This is a genomic window from Bacillus kalamii, assembly GCF_047238185.1.
Lineage (GTDB): Bacteria > Bacillota > Bacilli > Bacillales > DSM-1321 > Bacillus_AD.
This window is the reverse complement of the sequence record NZ_JBDFMI010000001.1, coordinates 1,905,099-1,931,383: the sequence shown is the minus strand read 5'-3', so window position 1 is coordinate 1,931,383 and position 26,285 is coordinate 1,905,099. Positions and strand designations below refer to the sequence as shown.

At 41.4% G+C, this 26,285-nt stretch carries 22 protein-coding genes and 1 pseudogene; 15 read left to right on the top strand and 8 right to left on the bottom strand.

The window, feature by feature from the left end; translation table 11 throughout:
* Nucleotides 1-184 precede the first annotated feature (184 nt).
* From ABC357_RS09665 to ABC357_RS09655, 3 genes are all read left to right on the top strand, one after another.
* Complete coding sequence (locus ABC357_RS09665) at nucleotides 185-1,657, top strand: amidase family protein (RefSeq protein ID WP_412887296.1); 1,473 nt, start codon at nucleotides 185-187, stop codon at nucleotides 1,655-1,657.
* A 40-nt stretch (nucleotides 1,658-1,697) separates the two neighbouring features.
* Nucleotides 1,698-1,889 carry a hypothetical protein gene (locus tag ABC357_RS09660; RefSeq protein ID WP_412887295.1) on the top strand — a complete coding sequence of 64 codons (192 nt, stop codon included), beginning with the start codon at nucleotides 1,698-1,700 and terminating at the stop codon, nucleotides 1,887-1,889.
* A 531-nt stretch (nucleotides 1,890-2,420) separates the two neighbouring features.
* Entirely contained in the window at nucleotides 2,421-4,505 is a 2,085-nt protein-coding gene (locus ABC357_RS09655) for a family 10 glycosylhydrolase (protein ID WP_412887294.1), read from the top strand.
* A 689-nt stretch (nucleotides 4,506-5,194) separates the two neighbouring features.
* Here the strand turns inward: ABC357_RS09655 and ABC357_RS09650 are convergent.
* Nucleotides 5,195-6,694, bottom strand: coding sequence for an N-acetylmuramoyl-L-alanine amidase (locus ABC357_RS09650; protein ID WP_412887293.1), 1,500 nt, complete (start codon nucleotides 6,692-6,694; stop codon nucleotides 5,195-5,197).
* A 583-nt stretch (nucleotides 6,695-7,277) separates the two neighbouring features.
* Here ABC357_RS09650 and ABC357_RS09645 point away from each other — a divergent pair.
* The 5 genes from ABC357_RS09645 to ABC357_RS09625 all read left to right on the top strand — a co-directional run bounded on the left by ABC357_RS09645 (nucleotide 7,278) and on the right by ABC357_RS09625 (nucleotide 13,704).
* Nucleotides 7,278-8,720: an MFS transporter gene (locus ABC357_RS09645; RefSeq protein ID WP_412887292.1), complete on the top strand. Its 1,443-nt coding sequence runs from the start codon at nucleotides 7,278-7,280 to the stop codon at nucleotides 8,718-8,720.
* Nucleotides 8,721-8,997: 277 nt separating this feature from the next.
* Nucleotides 8,998-9,903 (top strand): M23 family metallopeptidase, encoded by a 906-nt coding sequence (locus ABC357_RS09640; RefSeq protein WP_412887291.1) that lies wholly within the window; start codon nucleotides 8,998-9,000, stop codon nucleotides 9,901-9,903.
* A 178-nt stretch (nucleotides 9,904-10,081) separates the two neighbouring features.
* On the top strand, nucleotides 10,082-11,275 hold the full coding sequence (locus ABC357_RS09635) for an ROK family protein (protein WP_412887290.1): 1,194 nt from the start codon (nucleotides 10,082-10,084) through the stop codon (nucleotides 11,273-11,275).
* 264 nt (nucleotides 11,276-11,539) lie between these two features.
* Entirely contained in the window at nucleotides 11,540-12,379 is an 840-nt protein-coding gene (locus ABC357_RS09630; protein ID WP_412887289.1) for an MBL fold metallo-hydrolase, read from the top strand.
* 71 nt (nucleotides 12,380-12,450) lie between these two features.
* The gene (locus tag ABC357_RS09625; protein ID WP_412887288.1) at nucleotides 12,451-13,704 is read left to right on the top strand and encodes an MFS transporter; all 1,254 of its coding nucleotides are present in this window, start codon (nucleotides 12,451-12,453) and stop codon (nucleotides 13,702-13,704) included.
* Nucleotides 13,705-14,010: 306 nt separating this feature from the next.
* Here the strand turns inward: ABC357_RS09625 and ABC357_RS09620 are convergent, their stop codons facing one another.
* The gene (locus ABC357_RS09620) at nucleotides 14,011-14,553 is read right to left on the bottom strand and encodes a chromate transporter (RefSeq protein WP_412887287.1); all 543 of its coding nucleotides are present in this window, start codon (nucleotides 14,551-14,553) and stop codon (nucleotides 14,011-14,013) included.
* Nucleotides 14,550-15,167 (bottom strand): chromate transporter, encoded by a 618-nt coding sequence (locus ABC357_RS09615; RefSeq protein ID WP_412887286.1) that lies wholly within the window; start codon nucleotides 15,165-15,167, stop codon nucleotides 14,550-14,552. Before ABC357_RS09615 ends, ABC357_RS09620 begins: the two co-directional genes overlap by 4 nt.
* Before the next feature lie 209 nt (nucleotides 15,168-15,376).
* Between ABC357_RS09615 and ABC357_RS09610 the strand changes: the two genes are divergently transcribed.
* Nucleotides 15,377-16,264, top strand: a complete 888-nt coding sequence (locus tag ABC357_RS09610) for a LysR family transcriptional regulator (protein WP_412887285.1) — start codon at nucleotides 15,377-15,379, stop codon at nucleotides 16,262-16,264.
* 91 nt (nucleotides 16,265-16,355) lie between these two features.
* Here ABC357_RS09610 and ABC357_RS09605 read toward each other — a convergent pair whose 3' ends face one another.
* Nucleotides 16,356-17,060: a class I SAM-dependent methyltransferase gene (locus ABC357_RS09605; RefSeq protein ID WP_412887284.1), complete on the bottom strand. Its 705-nt coding sequence runs from the start codon at nucleotides 17,058-17,060 to the stop codon at nucleotides 16,356-16,358.
* 154 nt (nucleotides 17,061-17,214) lie between these two features.
* Here ABC357_RS09605 and ABC357_RS09600 point away from each other — a divergent pair, with 154 nt between their 5' ends.
* On the top strand, nucleotides 17,215-17,604 hold the full coding sequence (locus ABC357_RS09600) for a GNAT family N-acetyltransferase (RefSeq protein WP_412887283.1): 390 nt from the start codon (nucleotides 17,215-17,217) through the stop codon (nucleotides 17,602-17,604).
* 574 nt (nucleotides 17,605-18,178) lie between these two features.
* On the opposite strand, the gene ABC357_RS09595 is transcribed toward ABC357_RS09600, so the two are convergent.
* Complete coding sequence (locus tag ABC357_RS09595) at nucleotides 18,179-18,646, bottom strand: GyrI-like domain-containing protein (protein ID WP_412887282.1); 468 nt, start codon at nucleotides 18,644-18,646, stop codon at nucleotides 18,179-18,181.
* A 252-nt stretch (nucleotides 18,647-18,898) separates the two neighbouring features.
* Here ABC357_RS09595 and ABC357_RS09590 point away from each other — a divergent pair, with 252 nt between their 5' ends.
* Together ABC357_RS09590 and ABC357_RS09585 are read left to right on the top strand one after the other, a co-directional pair.
* Nucleotides 18,899-19,546 carry a 5' nucleotidase, NT5C type gene (locus ABC357_RS09590; protein WP_412887281.1) on the top strand — a complete coding sequence of 216 codons (648 nt, stop codon included), beginning with the start codon at nucleotides 18,899-18,901 and terminating at the stop codon, nucleotides 19,544-19,546.
* Nucleotides 19,547-19,581: 35 nt separating this feature from the next.
* The gene (locus ABC357_RS09585; protein ID WP_412887280.1) at nucleotides 19,582-20,061 is read left to right on the top strand and encodes an NUDIX hydrolase; all 480 of its coding nucleotides are present in this window, start codon (nucleotides 19,582-19,584) and stop codon (nucleotides 20,059-20,061) included.
* A gap of 37 nt (nucleotides 20,062-20,098) precedes the next feature.
* Here ABC357_RS09585 and ABC357_RS09580 read toward each other — a convergent pair whose 3' ends face one another.
* Nucleotides 20,099-20,587 (bottom strand): HPP family protein, encoded by a 489-nt coding sequence (locus ABC357_RS09580; RefSeq protein WP_412887279.1) that lies wholly within the window; start codon nucleotides 20,585-20,587, stop codon nucleotides 20,099-20,101.
* A 275-nt stretch (nucleotides 20,588-20,862) separates the two neighbouring features.
* On the opposite strand from ABC357_RS09580, the gene ABC357_RS09575 reads away from it, so the two are divergent.
* Nucleotides 20,863-22,911, top strand: a complete 2,049-nt coding sequence (locus ABC357_RS09575) for a catalase (RefSeq protein ID WP_412887278.1) — start codon at nucleotides 20,863-20,865, stop codon at nucleotides 22,909-22,911.
* A gap of 154 nt (nucleotides 22,912-23,065) precedes the next feature.
* Here the strand turns inward: ABC357_RS09575 and ABC357_RS09570 are convergent, their stop codons facing one another.
* A complete protein-coding gene (locus ABC357_RS09570; protein WP_412887277.1) occupies nucleotides 23,066-23,422 on the bottom strand; it encodes a hypothetical protein in 357 nt (118 codons plus the stop codon).
* A 147-nt stretch (nucleotides 23,423-23,569) separates the two neighbouring features.
* A pseudogene (locus ABC357_RS09565) lies at nucleotides 23,570-23,827 on the bottom strand (alpha/beta fold hydrolase); the annotation flags it as partial.
* A 107-nt stretch (nucleotides 23,828-23,934) separates the two neighbouring features.
* Between ABC357_RS09565 and istA the strand changes: the two are divergent.
* Both istA and istB read left to right on the top strand, forming a co-directional pair.
* Nucleotides 23,935-25,218, top strand: a complete 1,284-nt coding sequence (istA, locus tag ABC357_RS09560) for an IS21 family transposase (protein WP_412885845.1) — start codon at nucleotides 23,935-23,937, stop codon at nucleotides 25,216-25,218.
* Complete coding sequence (gene istB / locus ABC357_RS09555; RefSeq protein WP_412885551.1) at nucleotides 25,218-25,976, top strand: IS21-like element helper ATPase IstB; 759 nt, start codon at nucleotides 25,218-25,220, stop codon at nucleotides 25,974-25,976. The genes istA and istB overlap by 1 nt, the downstream gene beginning before the upstream one ends.
* Nucleotides 25,977-26,285 lie beyond the last annotated feature (309 nt).

The window sequence follows — 26,285 nt, the reverse complement described above, 5'->3', positions numbered from 1 at the left end:
GACAGTTTGATCATTCCATTCTCAGGTCAACTATTGACCGGGTTATGTAAAGGCTATTTCGTAAGCAACGATGAGTCTATCGACGGCTGTAAATGGATAATAAGCTCTCTAAATGGAAGGATTTTGTTATTTCTTTATAGAATGGATACTGTATACACACTTGTATTGTAAAAGGAGTTCTATTATGGACAATGTTTATAACCGTTACTGCAAGGAAGAAATGACCATCAAAACCCTTCAAAAAGCGCTGGATTCAGGAGAAGTAACTTCGAAAGAATTGGTTATGTATTATTTATGGAGAATCGCATGTTTTGATCAGGACGGCCCTTGTATCAATTCCATTTTGGAAATCAATCCAGATGCCCTATTTATTGCTGAAGGACTCGATATAGAACGTAAGGAAAAAGGTGCGAGGAGCCAGTTGCATGGGATACCGGTTCTGTTAAAAGATAATATTGAAACCGGTGATTATATGCATACAAGTGCAGGGACACTCGCTTTAGAACAGTATGTTAGTGCCGCTGATGCATTTCTTGTGGGTAAACTGCGGCAAGCAGGAGCGGTTATTCTCGGAAAAACGAATATGACAGAATTATCGAACGGCATGTCAAGTGGCATGTGGGCAGGATACAGCTCCCGAGGAGGGCAGGTGTTAAACCCTTATGGAGATGCTGCCCTTTTTGTAGGCGGTTCAAGCTCTGGATCGGCTGCAGCTGTTGCCGCTCATTTTTCCGTTGTATCAGTAGGTACAGAAACAGATGGATCCATTCTCAGTCCTGCCATCCAAAACTCTGTAGTAGGAATTAAACCGACTATCGGATTAATCAGCAGGAGAGGCATCATACCATTCACTTTTTCTCAGGATACACCAGGTCCTTTGGCCAGAAACGTGGAGGATGCCGCTTTATTGTTGGATATTCTTGCCGGCCATGATCCCCAGGATGCGGCAACCAGCAAGATTGCCGGAAAGAAGCTAAGCCGATTCAGTGATTTTTTAGATCCTCTGGGGCTAAAAGAAGCTAGAATCGGAGTATTCTTAGATGCGTCCAATATGTTTTATCAATCGGATGAATATGATGAAGTTCTGTTTGAGCATGCAATACAAGCAATAAAAGAAGCAGGTGCTGTACTTATTGAAGGAGTGGAAATCCCTTCTTTTCATCGTAACTGGAGCCATAATGTGAGTTTATATGAATTAAAGCATAGCCTTGAACACTTTTTATCGTCATTACCTAATCACTTGCCTGTACATTCACTGAGAGAATTAATCCAATTCAATGTAGACAATGAAAGCAAAGCGCTGAAATACGGACAGGATAAGCTGGAGCAAAGGGCTGCCTTATCCGATACACTAAGGAATCCCGCCTATTTGAAAGCAAGGCTGGATGATCTGCATTATTCCCAAAATCAAGGGATTGATTATACGATGAGGAAATATAATCTTGATGCCATCCTATTCCCATCCTATATTGGTTCCACAATAAGTGCAAAAGCCGGCTACCCATCAATAGCTGTACCAGCCGGTTATAAGAAAAACGGAAAGCCATTCGGCGTCACCTTTGCAGGGGCTGCCTTTTCAGAAGGAAATCTAATTAAGATCGCTTATTCATTTGAACAATGGACACAATGCAGACGGCCGCCATCATTTAGTTACTAAACGGCTGCAGCAACGTGTGAGGCAATGGGGGTGGACAGATATGGACTTGTTAGAAACCGTAAAAGAAGCAGCTGTCATCCTGATGGTATTTTGTACATTTATTTTTTATCTAAAGCTAAGGAAATTGAAACATCATCGAACACTATCAGCCTTTGAATATATCATGTATGTGATTACACAATTAGCCTATATTTTATGGGCGGGCAGCTATCTTTTAACTATAATCAACTAAGATATTCAAACAGTAACTTGATGAAAAAAGATTGATCCAACCACCGGTTCAGCTGCAATACAAGTAGATCTTCTTCTATTACTCCTATTCTCTAGTTGAGTTTAAACCAGAATGAAAGCGGGCTCCGTCCAAAAGAAGGGTATTTTTGGAAAAGAAAAAGAGTTTGAGGTGGGAGTAGCTCCTCTTTATTGTGTGTTTGACACTCGCCATCTCTCCGCTCGCAGAAAGGTTGACCCAGGCATCCGTTTTAGAATCCCAGACACGTGAGTACAGTGAGAAAACAAGAGGAGCGTACTGATTTTTCATTCTTCTAACCAATTTACTGAGCACTAAGTCCCTTGAAGAATTTGTTCAATCATGCCAAAAAGAATCGAATCTTCGAGTGTGCTACAGTAAATGAGCAACGTGCGACACACCTACAAAAGAAAAGCCCGTCATGGGCTTTTTCTATTGCCGAGAAACCAACCTTGGTTTATATATGCACAGGGGTGATGTTGCCGTTGCAAAAGATAAAGGGGGAGAACGTCTCAGATGATTGTCAAAAGGTCCAAGAAATTTATCTTCGTTGTTGTCGTTTTGTTACTGCTCACATCCATCCCTGCTTTTCAAAAAGCATATGCCAGTACGTCCAGTCCGAAACAGGAAATGCGTGCGATCTGGATTGCCACCGTTTCGAACATTGATATGAAAGCAGGGATGAACCAATCTCAATATACAAACTGGGTTCAAACCACTTTAGACAAAGTGAAAGCAGATCATTTCAATACGGTCATTTTTCAAGTGAAACCGCAAAATGATGCCTTATATCCTTCTAAGTTGGCCCCTTGGTCGTCCTATCTAACCGGAAAGAAACAGGGGACGAATCCTGGCTATGATCCGCTGCAAATCATGCTGAATGAAGCACATAAGCGGGGTCTCGAGCTCCATGCGTGGGTCAATCCGTACAGGGTGACCGTAGGAAAGCAAACACTATCCTCATTAGCGGCTGATCATATTGCGAAAAAGAACCCAAGCTGGGTCATCCAATATGATGGAAAATACTATTTGAATCCAGGCTTACCAACCGTTCAACAATACATCGCTTCAGTTGTTAAAGAACTAGTGACCAATTATGATCTTGATGCCGTCCAGATGGATGATTATTTCTATCCAGGCAAGAACGTGCCCGATCAGGCTACGTTTAAAGCATACGGAACCGGCTTTAAAAAGATAGAAGATTGGCGCCGGAACAATGTGAATACGCTGCTGAAAAATGTGTACGGAACCATCAAAGCAGTGAAGCCTTCCGTCCAATTCGGCATCTCGCCCCGCGGAATCTGGCGCAATCAAGCAAACGATTCAACGGGGAGTAAGACGAATGGCGCAACAAACTATGATGATATTTTTGCAGATACCAGACAGTGGTTGAAAGATGGCAGCATTGACTATATTGCGCCACAAATCTATTGGTCTAGGAATCACAAAACAGCCAATTATACGGCTCTCCTAAACTGGTGGAATAGCGAAGTACAAACCTACGCGAAAGTCCACCCGGTGAACTTATATATTGGGTTAGCGGATTATAAGGTCGGCAATAAAGCGGAATATGGAAGTGATACCGCTTTTGCGAACCAAAAAGAACTGCCGGGTCAAATTGCAGACAACCGAAATGCTGCTCATGTAAAAGGCCAAATGCATTACTCACTGAGCAAATATAATAAGGACCTTTTGGGATATGCGACGTATCTGAAGCAGCAGCTGTATCAAAATGTGGCTCTTACGCCAGCCGTCTCTTGGAAAGGGGCAGCGGTTCCTTTGCAACCACAAAATGTCCAAGTAACCAAAGGATCCGCAGGTATGCAAGTGACGATTACCGATCCAAACAGCTCACAAACAAGAAAATACGTGATCTACCGTTTCAAAGGGACAATAGAAGGTTCGTATGACGATCCAAGGAATATCGTGGATGTAGTGTACAACACGGATGGCCATACCGTGTATATAGACAAAACGGCTCAAAAAGACGGAACCTACACCTATGGGGTCACATCCCTTTCTCCAACAGGAGTGGAAAGTACACATGCATTTGTTTTGGTGGATGGAAAAGCGGAAGCGGCCGCTCCGAAGACCTTCCATGATGTAAACACAGCTCATCGTTCGTATAAAGAAATCGACTACTTGGCGCAAAGCGGGGTGGTCAAAGGAACGACTACTGGTTATTTCTATCCCGAAAGCAAGATTACGCGCTCCGAGTTCACGATGATGCTCGGACGGGCCCTAGGTTTAGAAGAAACTCCGCAAAAAACGAAGTTTACAGATGTGGGTATCGGTATGACAGGTTCCGGCCTGATCCAATCTGCCGTGGATAAGGGCTACATCAATGGCTACAAAGACGGCACGTTCAAACCATATGATCCGATCACACGTGGTGATATGGCACTCATCATCACCCGTGCATTCGGTTACCCAACCGATGGGTCTACATCAGGTGCCGCTACTGCTCTTTTAACACGTGGCATCGATGTGCGCCAAAGCGATGGTTCATTTGCGGTGAAACGCGCCGGCACGCGCGAGGAGATGGCGATCTTCATGGCAAGAGCCATGAATCCCGACCTTCGTGTGACCGTTCAAAAATAGGAATAGAGTATAGAAAGAAGAGCATGCCACCATTCTACGTGGCATGCTCTTCTGGTTTTAGGCGCGGAAGTCCGTAAGCTGGCCGTTCTGCAGCGTAAAGGCGCCCGTGAACCAAGCGTTTGTATTCGAATCCACAGTCCATTGGCCATCCATGTCAGACATGTCGTTGCAACCTTGATGCGGTAGTAGCCGGCAGGGAGGTCAGCTGTTGAGATATTGGCAGTCGAGGTGGGCTTTACGTAATGATCTGCTCAAACGAGACAACCGTGTAGAGGATGTTTTTTACACCCGCATGAATGTAGCGTGCTCCTGTGCAGTTCCTTCGAAACTCATGACATTCTCCTTTCAAATAGGTTTTATATAGCAACTCGTGAAGGCAAGTGTTTAATGGCTCGAGGCGCGCGGTGGGGATATCTCTCCGAGTCACGTTGCTTTTGTCTTTCCGATTGCAGATCGAAGTATAGAAGGGTTTTTTGGCATCACTTACTGGATGGCTTAGTTTTTGAGAGGGCGTATCGAGCCCGTTAAAGCGGTGTTTTCGGTTCGATAGCCGCCCGTCAAAAAGCCACCGCCCCGTCATGTTGGCGTCAGCTTTCGGTCATATAAAGGTTCTTCTTTATCCCGACAAAAAAAGCCCTCCTCTCATAAAGAGAGAAGGGCCTTGCGTCTATTTTGGGTAAAACCGGGTTTTACACGTTGTAATAAGCGGCTACGTCATAGCCTTTATCTTTATAGTAATCGAGTATGCCCCAGTAGACGGCTTTTGCAATTTTTTGTTGACCGCTTTCTGATTTCAAAATGGCCACGTCACTTGGATTCGTAATGAAAGCTGTTTCTACTAATACAGCAGTCATGTTCGTAGAATTAACGACAATCAACTCTTGATCCGGTTTAGGACCCCGGTCTCTTGTATCAATGACATCGACGACCCGATCTTGAATACTGCTTGCTAGTTTTTTACTTTCTTTCGAACGTTCTTTGTCGGCTTGATTGCCGCCATGGATACTGGTCGTGCCTTTGTAACGCAATGGTGCGTTCGGGTCCCAATACCATGTTTCCGTACCGTTGGCATCCGGTACACCTCTCAAGCTATTCGCATGGACACTAATGAACGCATCTGCCCCAAATGCATTGGCCATTTTGGCACGGTCAATGTTTTCAGGATACGAATCATCGGTTCGAGTATAGCGAACTTGTAAGGGCGTTTTATCCAACAGGGCTTTCATTTTAAGAACAATTCCCAGTGTAATATCTTTTTCATAGATCCCATCACCGATCGATCCCGGATCGCTTCCACCGTGGCCTGGATCAATGACTAGTTTTATGTCAGCTAATGATTTATCACCGGCTCCAGTCGTTGGGGCTGATGATAAACTATTTGAAAGGTATGCTGTAGAGACAAATCCCTTTTGGCCTGTTTTCGTTTGAACATAAGACCACTTGCCAACGGTGTAACCGACTGAAACAACGGTTCCGCGTTGAAGGGTACCGATTGAACGATAGTCCGTAAGAGGGCCATTTCGTAAATTCAACGGGTCACCGCTTGCGACATTGACATATTTCGTTCCCGTAAACGTAACCGGAATGGTAGCGCTCGGTAGACGAAGATCACTGTTGATTGCACGGGATAGGAAGATCGCCATCTCCTCGCGTGTACCTGCGCGATCACCGTCAAACGTGCCATCCTTTTGATACGAATCAATACCACGCTTCAAAAGTGCCTGTGCGGCGCCTGAGGCAGTATTCGTGGAATCAAACTTGAATGCCCGAGCAATAATGCTGGCCATTTCGCTTCGGGTAATGGTTTGTTTAGGCTTGAAATAGCCTCCCTTGTAGCCATTGATGATACCGAGTTTGGTAGCCGTATTGATATAACCGGAACCGGTAGTGCCGAGCTTGGTGACATCTTTAAAGCTCGTAGCGCTCGGTGCGCCTTCCAAGTCAAGAGCTCGTCCGAGCATCATAGTGAACTCGGCGCGCGTAATCTTGTTGTCGGGCTTGAAATAGCCTTTTCCATCCCCTTGTGTGATTTTCCCCTGGGCTAAATAATCAATTTCCTGATACGACTTGTGGCTTGAAGTGACGTCTTTAAATGTGATCGATGCGGCTTCTGATTGCCCGACATTCACCCCGAAAAGGGCTGTTGCGGCAATAGAAGCACCTAGAAGCATCTTGATGCTACGTTTCAATCTTGTTCCCCCCATTTTTTCAAATACTTCACAAGACTAGCATATTTTTCGACAAAAGATGGTTTAAACGCTCAGCAGAACCCCGAGATGTGTCAGGAATTCGAATTCTCAGGTCAAAGCAATTTTTTATTTGACTTTGGATAATTATTTGTGCCAAAAACAATCTAGTTACAAATGATTGATCTTGTAGTCATTTTGAGGTGCATTTCTATCCTAAAAAAAGAGTAAATAAGTGTGGATATATTTTACATCTTAGCAGGTGGGGGAATGGGTTGAAAATGAAAAAGACGTATATGCTAGTGCGGCTTATATCTCTATTGTTTTTTTGATCTTCTTTTTCCTAAGGGCAGGTCAAATCCTTGTGTATTCCAAACAGTCAGTTCTCCGCAGGTAATCTAGTCTTTGGAAACAAAACAAACGTGCCTTCTACTATTTGAAAAAGTATCTAATCGCTAACTGTGTGGAACTCTTTTTGGGTTGCTCATGATTTGAGGATACTATGGATGAAATACGTAAAACTAAGATCGCAGGAATAACGCTTTTCTTCTGAATTCATACTAAGGGTAATCGAGAAGGAAGCAGGGTGGAACTCAATTTGAAAAAAGCGATTGTACGAAAAGGAAATGGAAATAAGTGGCTCATTTTAGGCGCGGTAGGTATGTTCACATTCATGTCGACACTGGACGGCAGCATCGTCAATATTGCAGCACCTTCTATAGCACATGAATTGGCAGTAGATATGAATCAAATCGAATGGATTGTTTCGATCTATTTACTGACGATTTGTATATTCATTCTATTTTTCGGTAAGCTTGGGGACATGTATGGGAAGGTGAAGGTATTCAGGGTAGGCACGTTCATTTTTGTTTTTGGTTCATTGTTATGCGGCTTGAGCCACACTTTGACAACTCTAGTGTTGTCACGGATGGTACAGGCATTCGGGGCAAGCATGACGATGGCGACCAACTACGGAATTATTACAGAATCCTTCCCGGTGAATGAGCGCGGCAAGGCGCTGGGTACGATTGGGTCCTTCGTATCTTTAGGGAGCATTGCCGGTCCTGGAATAGGAGGACTGATTGTATCCCATTTAAGCTGGGAATATATTTTTTGGATCAATGTGCCGATTGGGATAGTGACAATCTTACTCGGTTTTGCCGTTCTTCCGAAGGAACAATTGGTTCCGACAAGAAAAAGGATGGATTATCTTGGATTCCTTTTGTTTGCGACATTTATTTTTTTCTTATTCGGAGCCATTTTTGTCGGACAGGAAATTGGATTCACTAAGCCGTTAATCAAATGGATGGTTTTAATAGCAATAGGTGCATTTGTCCTTTTGATGTATGCGGAAAAGAAGGTTTCCTTTCCATTGATTGATATTCGGTTATTCATGAACAAGGCCTTTTCATTAGGACTTATTTGTGCAGTCTTGGTTTTCACAACCAACTTTTTTTATAGTATCCTCATGCCTTTTTATTTGCAAAAGTCGTTGGCACTGCCCCCGAATCTTTCGGGTTTGTTGATGATGGTCCTGCCGCTTGTTATGGTGGTATTGGCACCGATCAGCGGGGCTTTATCAGATAAGATTAGCGCAGAATTGCTTACGTTTATTGGGTTAGTGCTTATTGCCGTAGTCCAGCTTCTATTCGTCAGTATAGACCAAGAAACAAGCCTAGCCTATTTTATCCTGACAGCTGCTCTGCTTGGGGCTGGAGTTGCGCTTTTCCAGTCGCCGAATAATTCAATCATTATGTCCTCTGTGAAAAGGAGTGAGCTCGGAATAGCAGGTAGCCTGAATTCTTTAGCCAGAAATGTCGGAATGGTGATGGGAGTAGCTTTATCGACGACAAGCCTCTATTATGCGATGAGTGAAAAAGCGGGTTATAAGATAAAAACGTATATTGAAGATCAGCCAGCTCTATTTATAGAGGGGATGCATTTTTCCTATTACATATCCTCGTTGATTTGTTTCTTTGCCGTATTATTGACTGGCTACCGGCTGTATAAAGAAAGGAAGGCTTCGTAACAAGTAAAACCAGTGCCATTTAATGGATCACTGGTTTTTTTGCTTTGCCAATCGATGAGGATTCCGCTGATTTATTGAAAAGAGGTTACTGAACATACCTAAAAATAGACATGACGAGAGTGTATTCTTTTCTAAGTTAATTTGTATTTCTTATAGGTAAAATGAACTGTTTTGGTATCGTATAGTCTTATAATCCTAAAGACTAATAGCATATAGTCGATAAAAAAAGTGAATCCAAAAAGAAACAGCATATTACTTCATAAGAAAGGAATGGACGATGATGTCAAAAAATAAAAAGGTCTTGGCAATTGCCTGTACCATGTCAGCTTTCTGTTTGGCACAGCCAATTGCCGAGGCTTCGCAATCAACCTATCAAATTAAACAGGGTGATACACTTACTTCTATAGGGAACAAATTTCATGTATCTGTACAGGATCTTAAGAATTGGAACCAATTGCAATCAGATATGATATTCATTAACCAGTCTTTGAAAGTAGGCGGAAAGGCGCAAACAGTGCCGTCCCAATCGACTGTTTCAACGGGCAGTTATATTGTTAAGAAAGGCGATACTCTTTCGGCAATAGCGATTGCCTATAAAACCACTGTTTCTCAACTGAAACAGCTGAACCACTTGCAGTCGGATACGATTTTGATTGGGCAGAAACTACATATTTCAGGTGAAGCAGCACAACCAACAGTGAACGAAAGCACATCCATACAAACCAATTCGGATATGCAATCGCTAAATTCAGGCATGTTCCCTTTAAAAAAGGGCAGCTATCAGCCATATGGCGACAGTTGGGGGAATAGCCGGACCTTTAAAGGCGATCGCCATCATGAAGGAATCGATATTATGGCCCCAAAAGGAACGCCGATTTTTTCAGCAACGGGCGGAAAGATTATCCGTTATGGATGGAATACATTGGGGGGCTGGCAAATCAGCGTCCTCACGAATGATGGCATGATTTTATACTATGCGCACATGAGCAAGTATGCATATGGCTTGGCCAATGGATCAACCGTAAAACAAGGACAAATCATTGGATATGTCGGCAATTCGGGATATGGAAAGGAAGGCACGACAGGTATGTTCGACCCCCATTTGCACGTAGGGCTTTATAATACTTCGTGGGTAGCGCAAAATCCTTATCAGCTATTGAAAAATTGGGAGAATGGAAGATAAATAGGAAAAGGAAGATGATTTCTATAGATAATGGAAGTCATCTTTTTTCCATTTTGATGAATGCCGCCCTTATTGGTTGAAATGGATAAGGAAACCATTCAGAGTAGAATATGTCTATGTATTAATCCAGAAAGATTTTATAATAGACATAAACCATAATGAGTGGCAGGTGAAATGAATGTTTAAACGGTTTCTTGAAAACCATTCTTTAAAGAATGAGGATTTGAAAAATTTGTATCTTTTGATCCATCAAAATGGACCGATCAAAAAAATGGACTTAATGGAGAAAACCCATATAAAAAAGACGACATTGGTCCGTATGATGGATGAACTGATCAAGCAAAAGTATATTAAAGAAATTGGGTTTGGTGAGGCTTTGGTCGGAAGGCCGCCTATATTATACGATATTGAACCGGATTGCAATTATATGATCGGCATCCATATTTCACGGATGAAAACGACGATCATGCTCTTGGATCTGCGCTTCAATCCTATCGACCAATTGTCTTTTGTAATGACTCCCATCCATACACCTGAGTTTGTCATGATGAAGATTGACAGCACAATTAAGAGATTTATGGAAACACATCATTTTGATGAACGTAAATTGCTTGGTATCGGCGTGGCGATGATTGGCCCTATTAACCAGATGGAGGGTGTTATTTTAAAGCCGGAATCGTCTCTATTGGCTGGCTGGGAAAATGTGCGCATTGTGGATATGATCCGTGAGAAATACCCAGTAAAAGTAATAGTGGAGAAGAGTGCGAATGCAGCGGTGGCTGCGGAGCACCATGCAGCGAATTATGTATATGAAAACATACTCTATTGCATCAGCGGCGGTTGGGGAATGGATTGCGGCATTATCAATAATGGGAACATCTTGAGAAATAATGATGTTCATGGAAGCAGTTATGGACATATGATTATTGATGTTGACGGCAGAGTATGTTCTTGCGGAAAACGTGGTTGCATAGTCGCATATACTTCATTTAAAGGAATTATTGAAGAATTATATAAGGAAAAAGCGCTACATGGCATGATGAAAGAAGAATTGTTTGAACAAGCATCGCTAAGTGAGATGATGGAGTTCTTTGTCCAGGGCGATGAAAAAATGAAGAATATTATATTAAAGTCTTCCTGTTATTTAGGGATTGGGATTTCCAATTTGGTGAACATATTTAATCCTGATTTGGTCGTTTTAAGCGGGCCATTTATGTTTGAATTTGATGAATATTATAAGCAGACAGTGAAATCGGCAAAAGAAAACAGTATGAATAAAAGGGAAATAAAATATAGTCAAGGGGCCTTAAAAGAGAATGCCGCTTCTATAGGAGCGGCCATTTTGCTTTTCAATACATATTTCAGCAAATAATTTAAAAATTCACAAAAATATTGATTTTTGTGAATTTTTTTTGTAATGTAGTTCCTATAGTGAATCAAAAGTGGAAATTGATTTGAATAGTTTAGTCCATTTTGGTTTAAACAAACAATAAGAGGAGGGCAGGGGCTTGTATTCTAATTAGGAGAATGTTTCTTATGATTGTTTTGAGGCACTATATCAATAAGTTACTGTGTAAGCTCATGTTAACATAGTATTTTAAGTTTAATCCATTTTGGATATAATGGGGGATGAAAAATGAATAATTCGGTCATCATGTTAGGGACAGGCAGTCCGCGATTAACAAAAGAAAGAATGGCAACGGCGCATTTAGTAACATTGGGCGGTTTGCCCGTCTTAGTCGATTGTGCTGAGGGAACAACCATGCAACTCGTCAAATTGGGTATTGCCCCGCAGGATATAAAGCATGTTTTTTTTACCCATCTTCACGCTGATCATATGTTGGGATACGCACACTTTTTAATTAGCGGCTGGCTGGAGGGAAGACGTGAATTAATGGTCATCGGCCCTGTGGGCACAAAAAGAATGCACGATTTAACAGTAGAGATGCTAAAGGACGATATTGATTATCGCATGTCTTTAGGCAGGCCGGAAGCAGGAGTGCGCGATGTTAAAGTCATCGAAATTGAACAGGAGGGACCAGTGGAGATTGAATTGCCTATTAAAATTCAGTGCGCAAAGATGAATCATAGCGTTCCTACCTTTGCCTATCGGTTTGACCATGAAGAGTCTTCTGTTGTCTTTTCCGGTGACACCGCACCCCCGACCGATCATTTAGCCAAGCTTGCAGAAGGGGCTGGAGTATTAATCCATGATACAGCACTGACGCCAATTGATGGCGATAAAATGCCGAATGCGGAAAAAATCTGGGAAAATCTGCTTAAAGAACACTGCACGCCTGCTCAATCGGCCGAAACAGCGAAAAAGGCGGATGTGAAAAAGCTCGTACTGACTCATTTTTTGCCAAAAATGAACCCGGAGAAGGCATTGGCCGAGGCTTCTTCCGTATTCAAAGGGGACATTATTATCCCCAATGATTTAGAGATGGTATTGATTCCAACTAACACAACTGCTTGAACCGAAAAAGGGGTTAATAAGCCCCTAATTCGATATTCAAAATGAAAGCGTTTTAATAAGGAGGAGTAAAGATGCGCTGGCCTGTTCTTATTTTTTTGTTCCTGACAATGGGGATAAATTTCGCGGATAAATCGATAATTGGTTATGCTTCAGAATCCATTATGAATGAATTCGGACTTACATATACAGAGTGGGGATTGGTTGGGAGCAGTTTCTTTTGGCTTTTTTCTGTATCGGGTGTGTTTGTCGCTGCTTGGTCTGATAAATGGGGGACAAAAAAGGTCATTGCTCTTATGTTAATAGGTTGGAGTATTCTCCAATTTGGTGCATTTGCGATTTCAGGGCTGTCTATGCTGATTGTGTATCGGGTTGTTCTTGGATTGACTGAAGGGCCCTTCACACCGACGGCGATCAGCCATATAAGTAAATGGTTTAAGCCAGGGTCAAGAGGGATGGCTATTTCTGTTTTGAATGCTGGAGGAATGCTTGGGGCTTTAGCTACCGCCCCTCTTTTAGTCATAATGATTGAAAAACTAGGGTGGCGCATGAGCTTTGCATCACTAGGCTTCCTAAGTGTCATTTTTTTGATCGTTTGGCTGGCGCTGCCGGAAACGAAGCGGTTAACATATAGCAAAAAGGGAAGCGATGTAAATGTAGCGCCTTCTAAATTAAAATGGTCTGAATTTTCAATTATATTAAAATCGCCAACTTGTCTATTTACTCTCTTAGCAGCCTTTTCGGCATCCTGGATGACGATGTGGATTACCCTTTGGATGCCCAATTATCTGACAAAAGTAGTGGAGATGAAACCGATGAATATGGGATATACAGCATCGATAGTGGGAATTGGATCGGTGTTCATATCTGTTTTGCTTTCCACATATTCTGATCGATTATTTAATAAAAGCCAAAATTTCCGCCTTTCACGCATCTATTTCGCTGGTGCGGCGTTAGTTATTGCTGGAATCAGTTTGGCATCTACAACTATTATCCATTCAGCTGCTTGGGTGACAATCGCCATTTTAATAACAAAAGGTTTTTCTTATACAATCATGGCAATTAGCCCACAAGTATTAATGCAATTAATGCCTGAGCGTGCAGGATTAATGACTAGTCTTAGCACGTCATTCATGAATATTGCCGGCATGGTGGGACCGGTCATAACAGGTGCCCTTGTACAATCAGCCGGAGGCAATATAACCCTTGGCTTCAATTACTCCATCTTGTTAACAGCTGGTTTTCTCTTTATATTCGGAATGCTGTTCTCGCTATTTGCCCGTCCTGAAAATGGCAAGAAAGGCGATAAGGATCCTCTTGCAGCTTGATTTACGTACCATCGAACCACTTCTTTTTTTCTGTTTTTACTAAGTTTGATTTTTACCCATTGCATAAATAAAAACTCTTCAACCGTATCTCCAAGAAATCCGCATAATTCTATCTTAATAATCGATTTTTGAAAGTGAAATAGAAATGAACAGTAAGCAACTCAGCCTTATATCCCCTAAGAAAAAAGATGTAAATGGGTGTCCTGCCAGGCTGTTGTTGGCAGGACTTATTCATGTAAAAAAACATCCAATCTTGATAGAGAGGATGTTTTTAATAGAGGTTATTGTATGAAGAACCTTCGTTTTTTAGGAATATAACAGAATTCCAGCAAGTCCAGAGAGCAAAATCACATATAATGGAGAGCATTTGAATTTGGCGAAACAAACAAGGGACAATCCGAATATGATCCATAGGCTAACGGTATTCCATGAAAAAGAGAGGGTCAGCAATTTATTGGAAAGCGCGAAGCTTATTGCCGCAAAAAGGACGAGACTCGCAACGATCGGGCGTAACCCATAAAAAATGGCTTTTACTATTGGTTTTTGGTGCATTTTCATAAAACAAGCGGCAACAAGGATCACCAAGAAAAAAGAAGGAAGAATCATTCCACTGACAGCAGCAGCAGCCCCTGCCCAGCCCTCTGTATAGTAACCTGCCAAAATCGCCGTATTTGTGGCAATGGGGCCGGGCGACATGCCTGAAATGGCAATGATATCCGTAAATTGCTGATCTGTCATCCAAGCATGTGTAAGCACTTCCTTTTGGATAACAGGTATAATGGCATACCCACCGCCAAATGAAACAAAACCAATATAGACAAACGTAATAAACAAATCCAAAATAATCATATCTCGTGCCCCTGTTTGATCTGTTCGCCATAAGTCTCCGGCACGCCATTTCCATTTGATGGATGTTTGATTTTTTTCTGTTTTCGATAGGTGGAGTAAACGCCTGCAAAAGCGCCGAATAATAAAACTAAAATAGGATGGATGAAAAAGAGAGCCAGTATGCCTGTCACCATAAGGGCCAAGCTGGTTTTATCAATGATGGCCGACTTTATCATATTGATGGCGGCATATGTAATAAGAGCGACAATAGTGGCACGTATGGCAATGAACGCTGCCTCCAACAAATGAGTATCCGCAAATGAAAAATAAGCTAAACCCAATAGTAAAATGATTGAAAAGGTTGGCAGAGATATGCCGAGGAGAGCGGCAAAGGCTGCTGGCAAACCGCCGATTCTATGGCCTACGAACGTAGCTACATTAACAGCCACAGCACCAGGAATGGTCTGTGATAAGGCAAATATATCGGTTATATCCTCTTTAGAAAGCCATTTGCGTTTGGTCACGATTTCTTTTTCAACGACAGGGATCATAGCGAACCCTCCACCAAATGTAGTAGGCCCTATTTTGAAGAATACAAAAAATAGGTCCCATAATAGTCTCCGTTTTTTTATCATTTTGCTCCCACTTTCTGAAATCATTTAAATGATTGTTCTTGTTCTATTACGTTATCAAAGATAGGGAAATTGGTAAATTGCGGAATTGGCATGAGGTATAATGAAATGTAATGGCTAAGCCATTTATAGTGTGGGGGTAAGCAGAGAAATAATGGAAGAGCAAGCTAGGCAGCCAGAAATAGTTAGAGTCAAATTCGCATGTCGGGGGGATGGAATTGAACATAGACCATTTAAAATTGTTTTGTTTGGTTGTGGAAGAGGGGAGCATCAGTCAAGCGGCGAGATTGAATTATATCACCCAGCCGGCGGTTACAAGGCATATACGTCAATTAGAGGATGAATATGGGGCATTGCTTTTTGAACGCTCTAATAATCGATTGTACGTTACAGCGGTCGGCCGGCTTCTCTATCCTTATGCCAAAGCAATAATAAATGAATTTGATCAATCGCATGAAGCCGTTAGCCAAGCAATCGGCAAATACAATAAAACACTTCGTGTCGGCGCAACTTTTACATTAGGTGAATATTTTTTGCCAAAAATAATAGGTGGGTTCAAAAAACGGAATATAAACCTATATATTAACCTATCTATCAAAAATACCCCTGGTATATTGGAGGAGCTGGAGAATGATTTAATTGATATCGCCTTTGTAGAGGGAATCGTTTCTCAGCCAGATTTCACTGTTAAAAAAATGGCAGATGATGAATTAATTCTCGTATGTCCGCCCGACCATTGTTGGGAGAGTGAAATCTCGATTGCTGAATTGGTGAATGAAAGGATCATATGGAGAGAAGCCAACTCCGGCACGAGACAAATTGTAGAAGAATCGTTAAATGAACACGGAATATTGCCGAAGCTAACTAATTTTATGGAAATCGGCAGCACGCAAGCGATAAAAGGAGCCGTGGAAGCAGGATTAGGAGTCAGCATTTTACCTAAATTGACTGTAGAAACTGAATTGGCAGCTGGAAGATTAAAAGAAATACAGATAAAAGAAACAAAGATCAGAAGAAATCTTTGGATGGTAAAAAAAACACAAAGGTTTAAGAAACAGGTAGTTAGTGATTTTTATGAGTATATAAAAGCCTGTACATAATTGTTAGGATAAACGGAGAAGAGGGAATCTAGCGAGAGGAGGCTGTACATCGGCAACATGTAATATGGCAGATATGCAAACTCCCATTTGTTCACGGGTTCCATTTTCTCAGCCGGACAATCATGATGACAGGAAATTCGGATTGATCCATGCTTTCCTCAAACAAGCCATCCATGGCAAATCCCGCGTTGAAACAAGCTTGGAAGAGGTCCTGGAGCGACCTATGGTAATAATTCTGTAAAAAGGGCTGCCCTTCAATGGCGGCCCCTTTATGTACCCAAGGTGTAAGGTACTGTCCTTCCGGCCGTTCGAAACAAGGTTGATGTGTGGAGAACACAAAAGATCCTCCAGCGCAAAGCAGTTCGTTGACAGCACGCAAAAGCGGATCAATATCGGAAATATCCATGATGGCCATATTGGCCACCGCTTTGTCGAAGAGCCGTTCTTTTTTTAAAGAAATCAATTGGTTATAATCTGTGGCATCACATTGGATGAACTGTACGCTATCCAAAACACGCTGCCTTCGTTTTTTTGCGTGCTTAATCATGTTCTCACTATAGTCAAAGGCAACTACTGTTGCTCCCATTTCAACCAGGCGTTCTGAAAAGTTTCCATTACCGCATGCGATATCCAATACGTGATCGCCTTTTTCTATATTCAATAATTCCTCTGTTCTTGGACGAACGATGTTGCGGTGGAAATAGTTGGATTCATCGCCCATTGACTGATCCCAAAAATCCGCATTCCTCTCCCAAGCCAACTTGCTTTCCTCGGTTGTATCCCTAAAAGATGCCATCACTTTCCCTCCAGTTTCCCTATCTTGAATGAATAATAGTATACCATAAATCGCCATTTACTAAGTGTTGCACTGAAAAAAATAGTATATGGATGATTAGAAGGACATTCAGCGTGATTCATAGAAATCTATTCAGGAAGAAAAGAGGGATTATATGAATTATGAAATTGAAATCAATATGGCCATTAAGGATCATGAAGTTCCGGAATTACGGGAGCTAGTGGGCTGGGGAAGAAGAGATAAAGATTATCCTGCACTTTTCGAGAGATGCAACTTTTGGGGTGGTGCGAGGGACAGAAACGGCATCCTGATTGCATTCGGTTATGTATGCGGTATGGGATTGGAACATGGATATATGGAAGATATCATGGTACATCCTGATTACCAAAAACAAGGCATAGGACACGAATTAGTAACGGCCCTGTTGAAGGAAGCGGAGTTTTTCGGGTTGGGCATCGTCACTGTGGCATATGATGAGCATAATACCCATTTTTATAGGAATGCCGGTTTTACTCCAGGGCATGGTGGGGTTTGGCAAACGTGAGAATGGATTGTCAATCCCATTTACTATAAACGACATCAGAGAGTGTTTGGGGTTGCGCCCGTATAGCAGCTGCTCCATTTCCGTTTTGTGCAATGTATGTTCGGTTTTGCAAAGAGGCCCCTTTGTAAACTAAAGGTGTATGTAGCTGATAGGGAAGCAGGGCATGGTAAAAAGGCTTCAACTTTTAAGGTATAGAAGGGATGTCTATGAATGAATAGAACGGCCCTTTTCAGTTGGCATTATAAACCCCGCATAGGGATAATGGCAGTTGAGTAACTAGTGCACTTTTTCTCCATTATAATCAAATGGGCATTCAAAATGATTCTAATCTCCTTCCTGTCCAATATAAGACATATCCATTGGACGGAAAAGGCTATAGCATAGTTGTTTGAATGCTATATGTGGACCAGGTAAAAAACCAGTCATTCCTGCTTGTAAACCAGGCGTGTGTTCCCCTTCTTTTTACTGCATACGTGAGCTTTGGCAAGTGTACAGGATGTATATGATGCTAAATAAGCATTCGAGCTGCTCCGGAAGAAAGCCTTTTTCCAGAGCAGCTGAATGACGGAGGCTATTACTTGATTGGCATGACGATCTTCGTCAATAACTCTTCCTCAGGAAAACTCATATCATTATAATAAAATTCATAGGCTGTTCCAACAGGTTCATAGGAATGTTTTTTCAAATACTCGTCCATTTCCTGATAAACCGGTTCAAGCAATTGGTAAGGGCCCCGGTACATACAAAAAATGCGTTTTCCAGCAGGTATAGTACCTGTTTGAATATCCTCTTTGCCAGGAAGCACACCTGTAACAGGAAATCCAATTTCGATATCTAAAGCACCCATATCCATGTTGTGATAGCACACATAAGGGACTTCTGCCAATACCTCATTGAGTTCTTTCAGGTAAGCGGCCAATTTCCCGTAACTTTCTCCGATCAGTTTTGGCAATTCTTCAACAGAAGTAATGGTTCTGATACATAATACGTTTTGTTCGTTTTGATGGAGCAATTCAATATTGGATTGTTTTGGCATGTTCATATTCCTTTCCTGGTTGCGTGTTTTTTACGAATGATTCATTGAAGTCAAATGAAGTACCTGCTCGCCTGTTCATTGTTGCACACATCAAATTACATGCCTATTGCTCTTTTAATTATGTTAGAAAGTATTCTTTTTTCTAACACACTTTTATTATGAACGGTCTAATCTAACACACTTTAATAGGTATTTACAGCAGATTGCTAAGTTTTCAATTATAATAGTTTTGAAATCGTATTAAAAGGAGAATGTAACGTGCAAGATCAATTGTTTATACTTAAGGTTAATCAACTGCTTGGAACAGATTTTAAGGCGACTATCATGCTCGATATGGATGATGTCCTTGCTGAGCTTGGAACAGCTTGGATTAAAAAATATAATGAACGCTATGAGGATACACTTACGACACAACATATGACGGAGTGGGATACATCCCAGATCGTCAAACCGGAATGCGGCCCAAAAGTATACGACTTATTGAAAGAGCCGGGTATGTTCAGATATTTACAGCCAACGCCGCATTCGCAAGAAGTTGTACAACGATTGGTGGAGGAAAGATATAATATTTTGATCGTTTCTGATTCCCCGAGAGGCCACGCACATTCGGATTACAAACAAAACCCATCGTTTTTCGCTAATCCTGCCGATGATAAAAGAGCCTGGCTGGCTGAATACTTCCCGATGATACCTCAGGAAAATATCTTCTTCGGCAGCCAAAAATACTATGTAAGAGGAGATGTGCTAGTGGATGACAAACCTGAAACGCATGAGAGATTTACTTCACTTGGTTTGAATGTCATTTTACTCGACCAACCGTATAACCAGCATATTCAGGCAAAATGGCGTGCAAAAAATATGTTGGAGGTGGAGGAAATGATCGGCAAGGTCTGCGCCGCCCGCTGATAAGGAAACTAGTGGAGTTGAGAGGAGGGTGTCAATTGCTTCCATACACAATATGCTTTATCAGCTGTAAAGACAATATGTTATTGCTTAACAGAGAAAAGGCCCCCAATATGGGGTTATGGAACGGAGTAGGCGGCAAGATTGAAAAAGGGGAAACGCCCTTACAATGTATTATGAGAGAGATTTATGAAGAAACCGGCCATGCAATAGAACATGTTTCCAGCAGAGGAGAGGTTGTTTGGCATAACGAACAAGGCACTTCAGGGATGTATCTGTTTTTCTGTGAGCTAGATGAATCCTCGGTATTCGCTGATGCCCGTTCCACTCCTGAAGGAATATTGTCTTGGAAAAGGACGCCCTGGATATTGGATCAGAAGAATCAAGGAGTGGTGGACAATATTCCTTATTTTTTGCCAATAGCTATGGAGGGCAGTGTAATGAGCCACCAGTTTATATATAAGAATAGTCGAATTGTTCAATATAAAGCCGTTTCTTTACAGTCTGTTTCCAAATAAAAAATCCATGGAGCCCTTCATGGATTTTTTCTATGACTCAGATCCAAAATAGTGGATATCTTCTATCATGGTGTACATTATTGATAATAAGCGCCAGAATGACGATGATGATGGAACCTGTAAGTACTGGGAAGAGAATATATCCCCAGCCGTACCCGCCGAGCATGACGGCTATCGCATCTCCGCCGGCAGGAGGGTGCGTCGTTTTGGTCAGCGCCATGATGAAAATGACAAAAGCCAGTGCCAAGCTGATCGTCCAGGCATTCGTTCCGAAAAGGTGTGAAAAGGTAACCCCGACTGTTGTGGAAACAAGATGTCCTCCGATGATATTCCTCGGCTGCGATAAAGGAGCCTGCCAAAAACTGAAGGCAAGTACTGAGCTTGAACCAAATGAAGCCATCAACCATACTTCATCTGTCATGTTCGTTAATTCATCCAATAAAAGAATGGCGATAAAACTTCCGGCCATACTGGTTATAATATCCTTCCAATGGATTTTTAACGGCGTCCTTCCTTGTCCCTTCATTTTTAATAACCAATTAATAATCCCCTTTTTTTCTATCTTTTTCAGATGTTAATTCTGTATGTAATCCTCATGCTGTTGTGACTAGATGAACTCAGCCTTTCCAATTAAGAATGTCCCTCTCTTCTAACTATACACTATTCTGAATTATTGATGTATTAGCGGGGCATTGAATGAAATATGTATTTGGCGGAATCCAGAGGGCATATATCACTATCGGTGGAATAGAATGGTCTAGTAGGATGCTAATCAAGAAAAGGCGGCAGGAGGTTAGCTGGATGGATAATGATTACAAAAAGGCTGGCAACAAGAAGGAAAAACAATTGGATCATTTCCGCAAACGTTCGGCAGGAGAAATAATGGCAACCAATCAGGGAGTCCGGGTAAGCAATGATGAGGATTCCTTAAAGGCGGGAAAAAGGGGTCCTACACTGATTGAAGATGTTCATTTCCGTGAAAAAATGATGCATTTCGACCGTGAACGCATCCCTGAAAGGGTGGTGCATGCCCGTGGGTATGGCGCACATGGGGAATTTGAAGTGTACGGTTGTATGGAAAAGTGGACGAAAGCTTCCTTTTTGCAAAACCCCAAAAAGAAAACGCCGGTCTTTGTGCGGTTTTCGGAAGTGGCAGGTTCAAAAGGAGCAAGTGAAACAAACAGGGATGTCCGCGGCTTCGCTGTGAAATTCTACACAGATGAAGGGAATTTTGATTTAGTGGGCAATAATATCCCTATTTTTTTCATACAGGATAGTATGAAGTTCCCTGATCTTATTCATGCCCTAAAACCCGAGCCAAATAATGAAATCCCCCAAGGACAAACCGCCCATGATACCTTCTGGGATTTTATCGCCAATAATCAGGAATCAGCCGCAATGATGATGTGGATTATGTCAGACCGGACTTTGCCGAGAAGCTTCAGGATGATGCAGGGCTTCGGGGTACATACATTTCGATTGGTCAACGAAGAAGGAAAAGCCCATTTTGTGAAATTCCATTGGAAGCCGATTCTCGGCATTCACTCGCTGCTATGGAATGAAGCTCAACAAATAGGCGGCTATGATCCCGATTACCATAGAAGAGATTTATGGACGAATATTGAGATGGGCCATTTTCCTCAGTATGAGCTTGGAGTCCAAATCATCCATGAAGAGGACGAATTCATGTTTGATTTTGATATATTGGACGCCACCAAGCTATGGCCTGAAGAAGATGTTCCTGTCCAAATCATCGGCAAGATGACACTGAATAGAAATGTGGATAATGTGTTTGCTGAAACTGAACAAATTGCCTTGCATCCTGGAAATATCGTTCCCGGCATTGATTTTACAAACGATCCTCTTTTGCAGGGAAGACTTTTTTCCTATACAGATACACAAATGTACCGAGTAGGCACAAATTATAAGGAGTTGCCCATCAACCGTCCGGTTTGTCCCTTCCATAATAATCAACGTGATGGGGGACAACGGATCGCCATTGATGTCGGGAGAGTTGCATACCATCAAAATTCCTTGGCCAATAATACACCTATTCCTGTTTCCGCAAAAGATGGAGGGTTTGAATCATTTCCTGACAAAGTCCATGGGCACAAAACAAGATTGACTGGTGAACTATTCGATGATCACTTTTCACAGGCGCGGCTATTTTGGAATAGTATGAGCCTGATCGAGAAAAAACATATTCAGAATGCATTCAGTTTTGAATTGGGAAAAGTAAAAAGCCATTCAGTCAGGCAGCAGGTTGTCGATATGATTGCTCATATTTCCACCTCATTGGCCAAAGGGGTAGCGAAAAACATAGGAGTAGAGATGCCCGGACATATAAAGCAGTCGGCTGTCACTAAATCTTCACCGGCTCTAAGCCAAATGAATACCAGATATCTTCCTTATACGTTGCGTGTCGGAATAATGATCGCTGAAGGATTCCAAACGGACATATTGAAACCAATCAGGGATTATTTCGTTAAATATGGCATTCAGCCGGTCATCATAAGCAATCGGTTAGGGAGGGTAGCGGGTGATGATGGTGAAAAAGTGAGAGTGGACGATACCTTTTTAACGGGTGCGGCTGTCTTATATGACTCGTTATTGATCATCGGAGGAAATCAACAATGCAAGGATTTTGAAAAGAATGCGCAGCATTTCCTGATGGGGGCCTATAATCATTTTAAGCCGATTGCAGCAAGCGGGGAAGGGATAGGCATTATTGAATCGCTAGGCATTATAGGTGAAGATGGTGTATTTGCGAACAACGACCCGGTGGCATTATCTAAACGTTTCATCCCTGCCGTTGCGAAAAGGCGCTTCTATGGACGGATGAAAAAATAGTGTGGACCCTTGAATGAACAAGCCGTTTCCCGTACTATTGGGAACGGCTTGTTTTTATACACATTCACATGAATCATGTGATGTGTATAGGGAAAGGAGAAACAATTAGAATCCCTCATAGGAGGCCTGGCGAATAGGGAGGCTATCCTATTGATCAAAGGACTAAAAACGAAGACATAATGGTGAGTGCTTTGCCGTCAGTGGCGTGGGCGTAATGTCCGCCAATTAATGCCTTTGTTGCAATGCCTTTCTTTTCCAGTGTGTGGCTTTTTTTTGCTAGTCTTTTCTGCTTTCTTTTACAGTCGGAGGCCCTAATTCCAAACAAAATGAGACAAGGAACCTTTAGTTCTTTTACAAGTTTAGGAAGGTTGGCTCTATATGCAGCCAGTAATAAACGAATTCCTTCATTCGTGGTAGAAGGTTGATTTTGAATGGATTCTCTAATAAAAGAGGTATCTTTAAGACCTAGAGTGACTATCATTTGCTGGATGGATTCTTCTGTCTTTTCCAATCCTTCATTGCTATGAGAGGAATGCGAATCATCCCCAAGAATCTTTTGCCCAAAATATGTATGCAAGATACTGATTAAACGCAAAACATAACCAATGTTCCCCATCATTTTTACAGGAAACCGTTCAATCTTTTCATAGCCAATGTCCTATAAAATGATCTTATCCACTTTTTCCGGATAACACAAAGCGTACGATAAGGCTATTACCCCATCTAAAGAATGACCGATTACGTTAACCTTGTGTAATTGGTTTAGTTCCATATAAGAATGCAGCCAATCCGCCGTATCCTGAAGTGTTACAATTCCCCTTAATCCTTCACTTCTTCCAACGCCAGGCAGATCAAGCATATGAGTAACAAAATGATCTTTTAAAGCAGAAGCTATGGGTTTACCAAATTCTGCACCCCAACCAGTCCCCGGCTAGAAATGCTAATTTAAATATGTACAGTATTGCTCGAATAAATATGTACAAATTTGATATGAATCTACATACTAATCTTGGGGGGATTAGTATGTACATAACAATGAATATTGATATCGATTTTGAGATTAAAAGTCTTTCAGACTTACCGAAATTCAAACAGATTATGGAGCATATGAAAATGAAAATCAATAAAAGTAAGCTAGCAAAGGAATTGGGTGTGGATCGGCGGACAATTGATAAATATCTAAATGGCTTTATCCCAAAAAGAAAAAGGGAAAAGCCCTCAAAGATTGATCCTTATTATGAAATAATAGCCGCATTGTTATCAGAAGATTCAAAACAGGTATTTTATTACCGTCGTATGCTTTGGCAGTACCTAAAAGACAATCATGGATTGGAATGTGGAGCTTCAACCTTCCGTGCGTATATAGCTCGTACACCTGAATTTAATGCCTACTTTGAAGAGGATAAACGTATTTCTTCACCCAAAGGGACAGTCCGATTTGAAACGCCACCAGGTAAGCAGGCCCAATTAGATTGGAAGGAAAACATTTTATTCGAAACCAAAGAGGGAGAAAAGATAGAAGTCAATGTGGCGGCTTTCATTTTATCAAATTCCAGATTCCGAACATTTCAATTAAGTCTTTCTAAGTCACAGAGTACCTTACTTTCTTTTTTAACAGATACTTTTGAAGCAATTGGCGGAGTTCCAGCTGAAATCCTTACGGATAATATGAAAACGGTAATGGATGAAGCGAGGACTGATTATCAACCTGGGAAAGTGAATGCGAAATTTGATCAGTTTGCGAGGGACTTTGATTTTAAAGTCAAACCATGTATTGCAGGACGACCGAGAACCAAGGGGAAAATTGAATCCACAATGAAACTCCTTGATGAAATTCATGCGTACCAAGGTCAACTGACAATGGAGGAACTTCATCTATTCATACAGGATTTAGGGAATAGAATGAATCACCAGATCCATCAAGGAACGGGGAAAATACCGATTATGGAATTCAAAAAAGAAAGGAACCACTTACTCCAGCTACCAACTGACAAAGTAAGAGATTCCTATCGCATCAAACATACACATGTAAAAGTCAATGCATCAAACATGATTTCCTACAAATCGAATCAATACTCTGTACCACCAGAATATCAAGGAAAAAAAGTAGGCTTACAGGTGTATGATGACTACTTGTGGATTTATTATAACATGAAACTGATCGCCCAACATCCAATTAGTAACGCTAAACTTAATTATCAAGAGGAACATTATAAGGCAAGCTTACTTGTTTCCACCCCTCATTATCCTGAAATCGACGATTTAGCAAAACGGAATTTAGCAACGATTGGAGAAGTGTATAAATAATGAATCCAACTACAAACTATCAACAATTATTATGGAATCTTGACTATCTAAAGTTAAAGCAAATGAGCTTACATTTAAATGAAATCGTAGACTTCAGCGTAAAGCATCAGATGTCATTTATCGACACATTAATCAAGTTGACTGCGTATGAAATAGACATACGGGAGAAAAACATGACGCAATCGATGGTGAAGGTCGCAGCTTTCCCTCATTTTAAGGAGGTGAAAGATTTCGATTTTACCTTTCAAACATCGATTAACCAACAGCAGATTCTAGACTTCCTTACATTGCGTTTTATCGAGGAGAATGAAAATATTGTGTTTTTAGGACCAAGTGGTGTCGGTAAAACCCATTTGGCCACAGCAATAGGGATTGCGGCAGCAAAGAAACGGACGAGTACCTATTTTATTAAGTGCCATGACTTGATTCAAAATTTGAGGAAAGCTCGATTAGAAAATCGGTTAGAGAGCCGTTTGAAGCATTACAGCAAATACAGACTGTTAATCATCGATGAAATCGGTTATTTACCGATTGATCACGAAGACGCTAAGTTGTTTTTCCAGCTGATTGATCGAAGATATGAAAAAAGAAGTACCATCTTAACAACCAATGTGAATTTCAAAGCGTGGGATGAAATATTTCAGGAACCTAAACTGGCCAATGCCATATTAGACCGCATTTTACATCATGCGACAGTTGTGCCTATGATAGGTGATTCATACCGATTAAAGGATCATTTAGCAAAAGAGAACGAGTAATTCTGTACATCCTTATCCAAGCGAAAGTGTACATATTTATGTTGACATTTACACCCGGCAAGAATATATTGTTCTCATTTCCTATTCCTTCTGTAATTGAGTGGATTTTCACCATAATATCATCCTTAATAGTAAGATAGCGTCTTTAATATCTATTCTTTTTATCGGTATAAACGTCTATATATACTGCTAATAAGAAAGTGTACATATATGCATTAAACCTTAAATTTCCATGAAAATAATGCAAATAGCATAGCGAGTTTACATCTGTGCATGTATGTGTGAATTGAAAGAGATATCGTTTGTTCA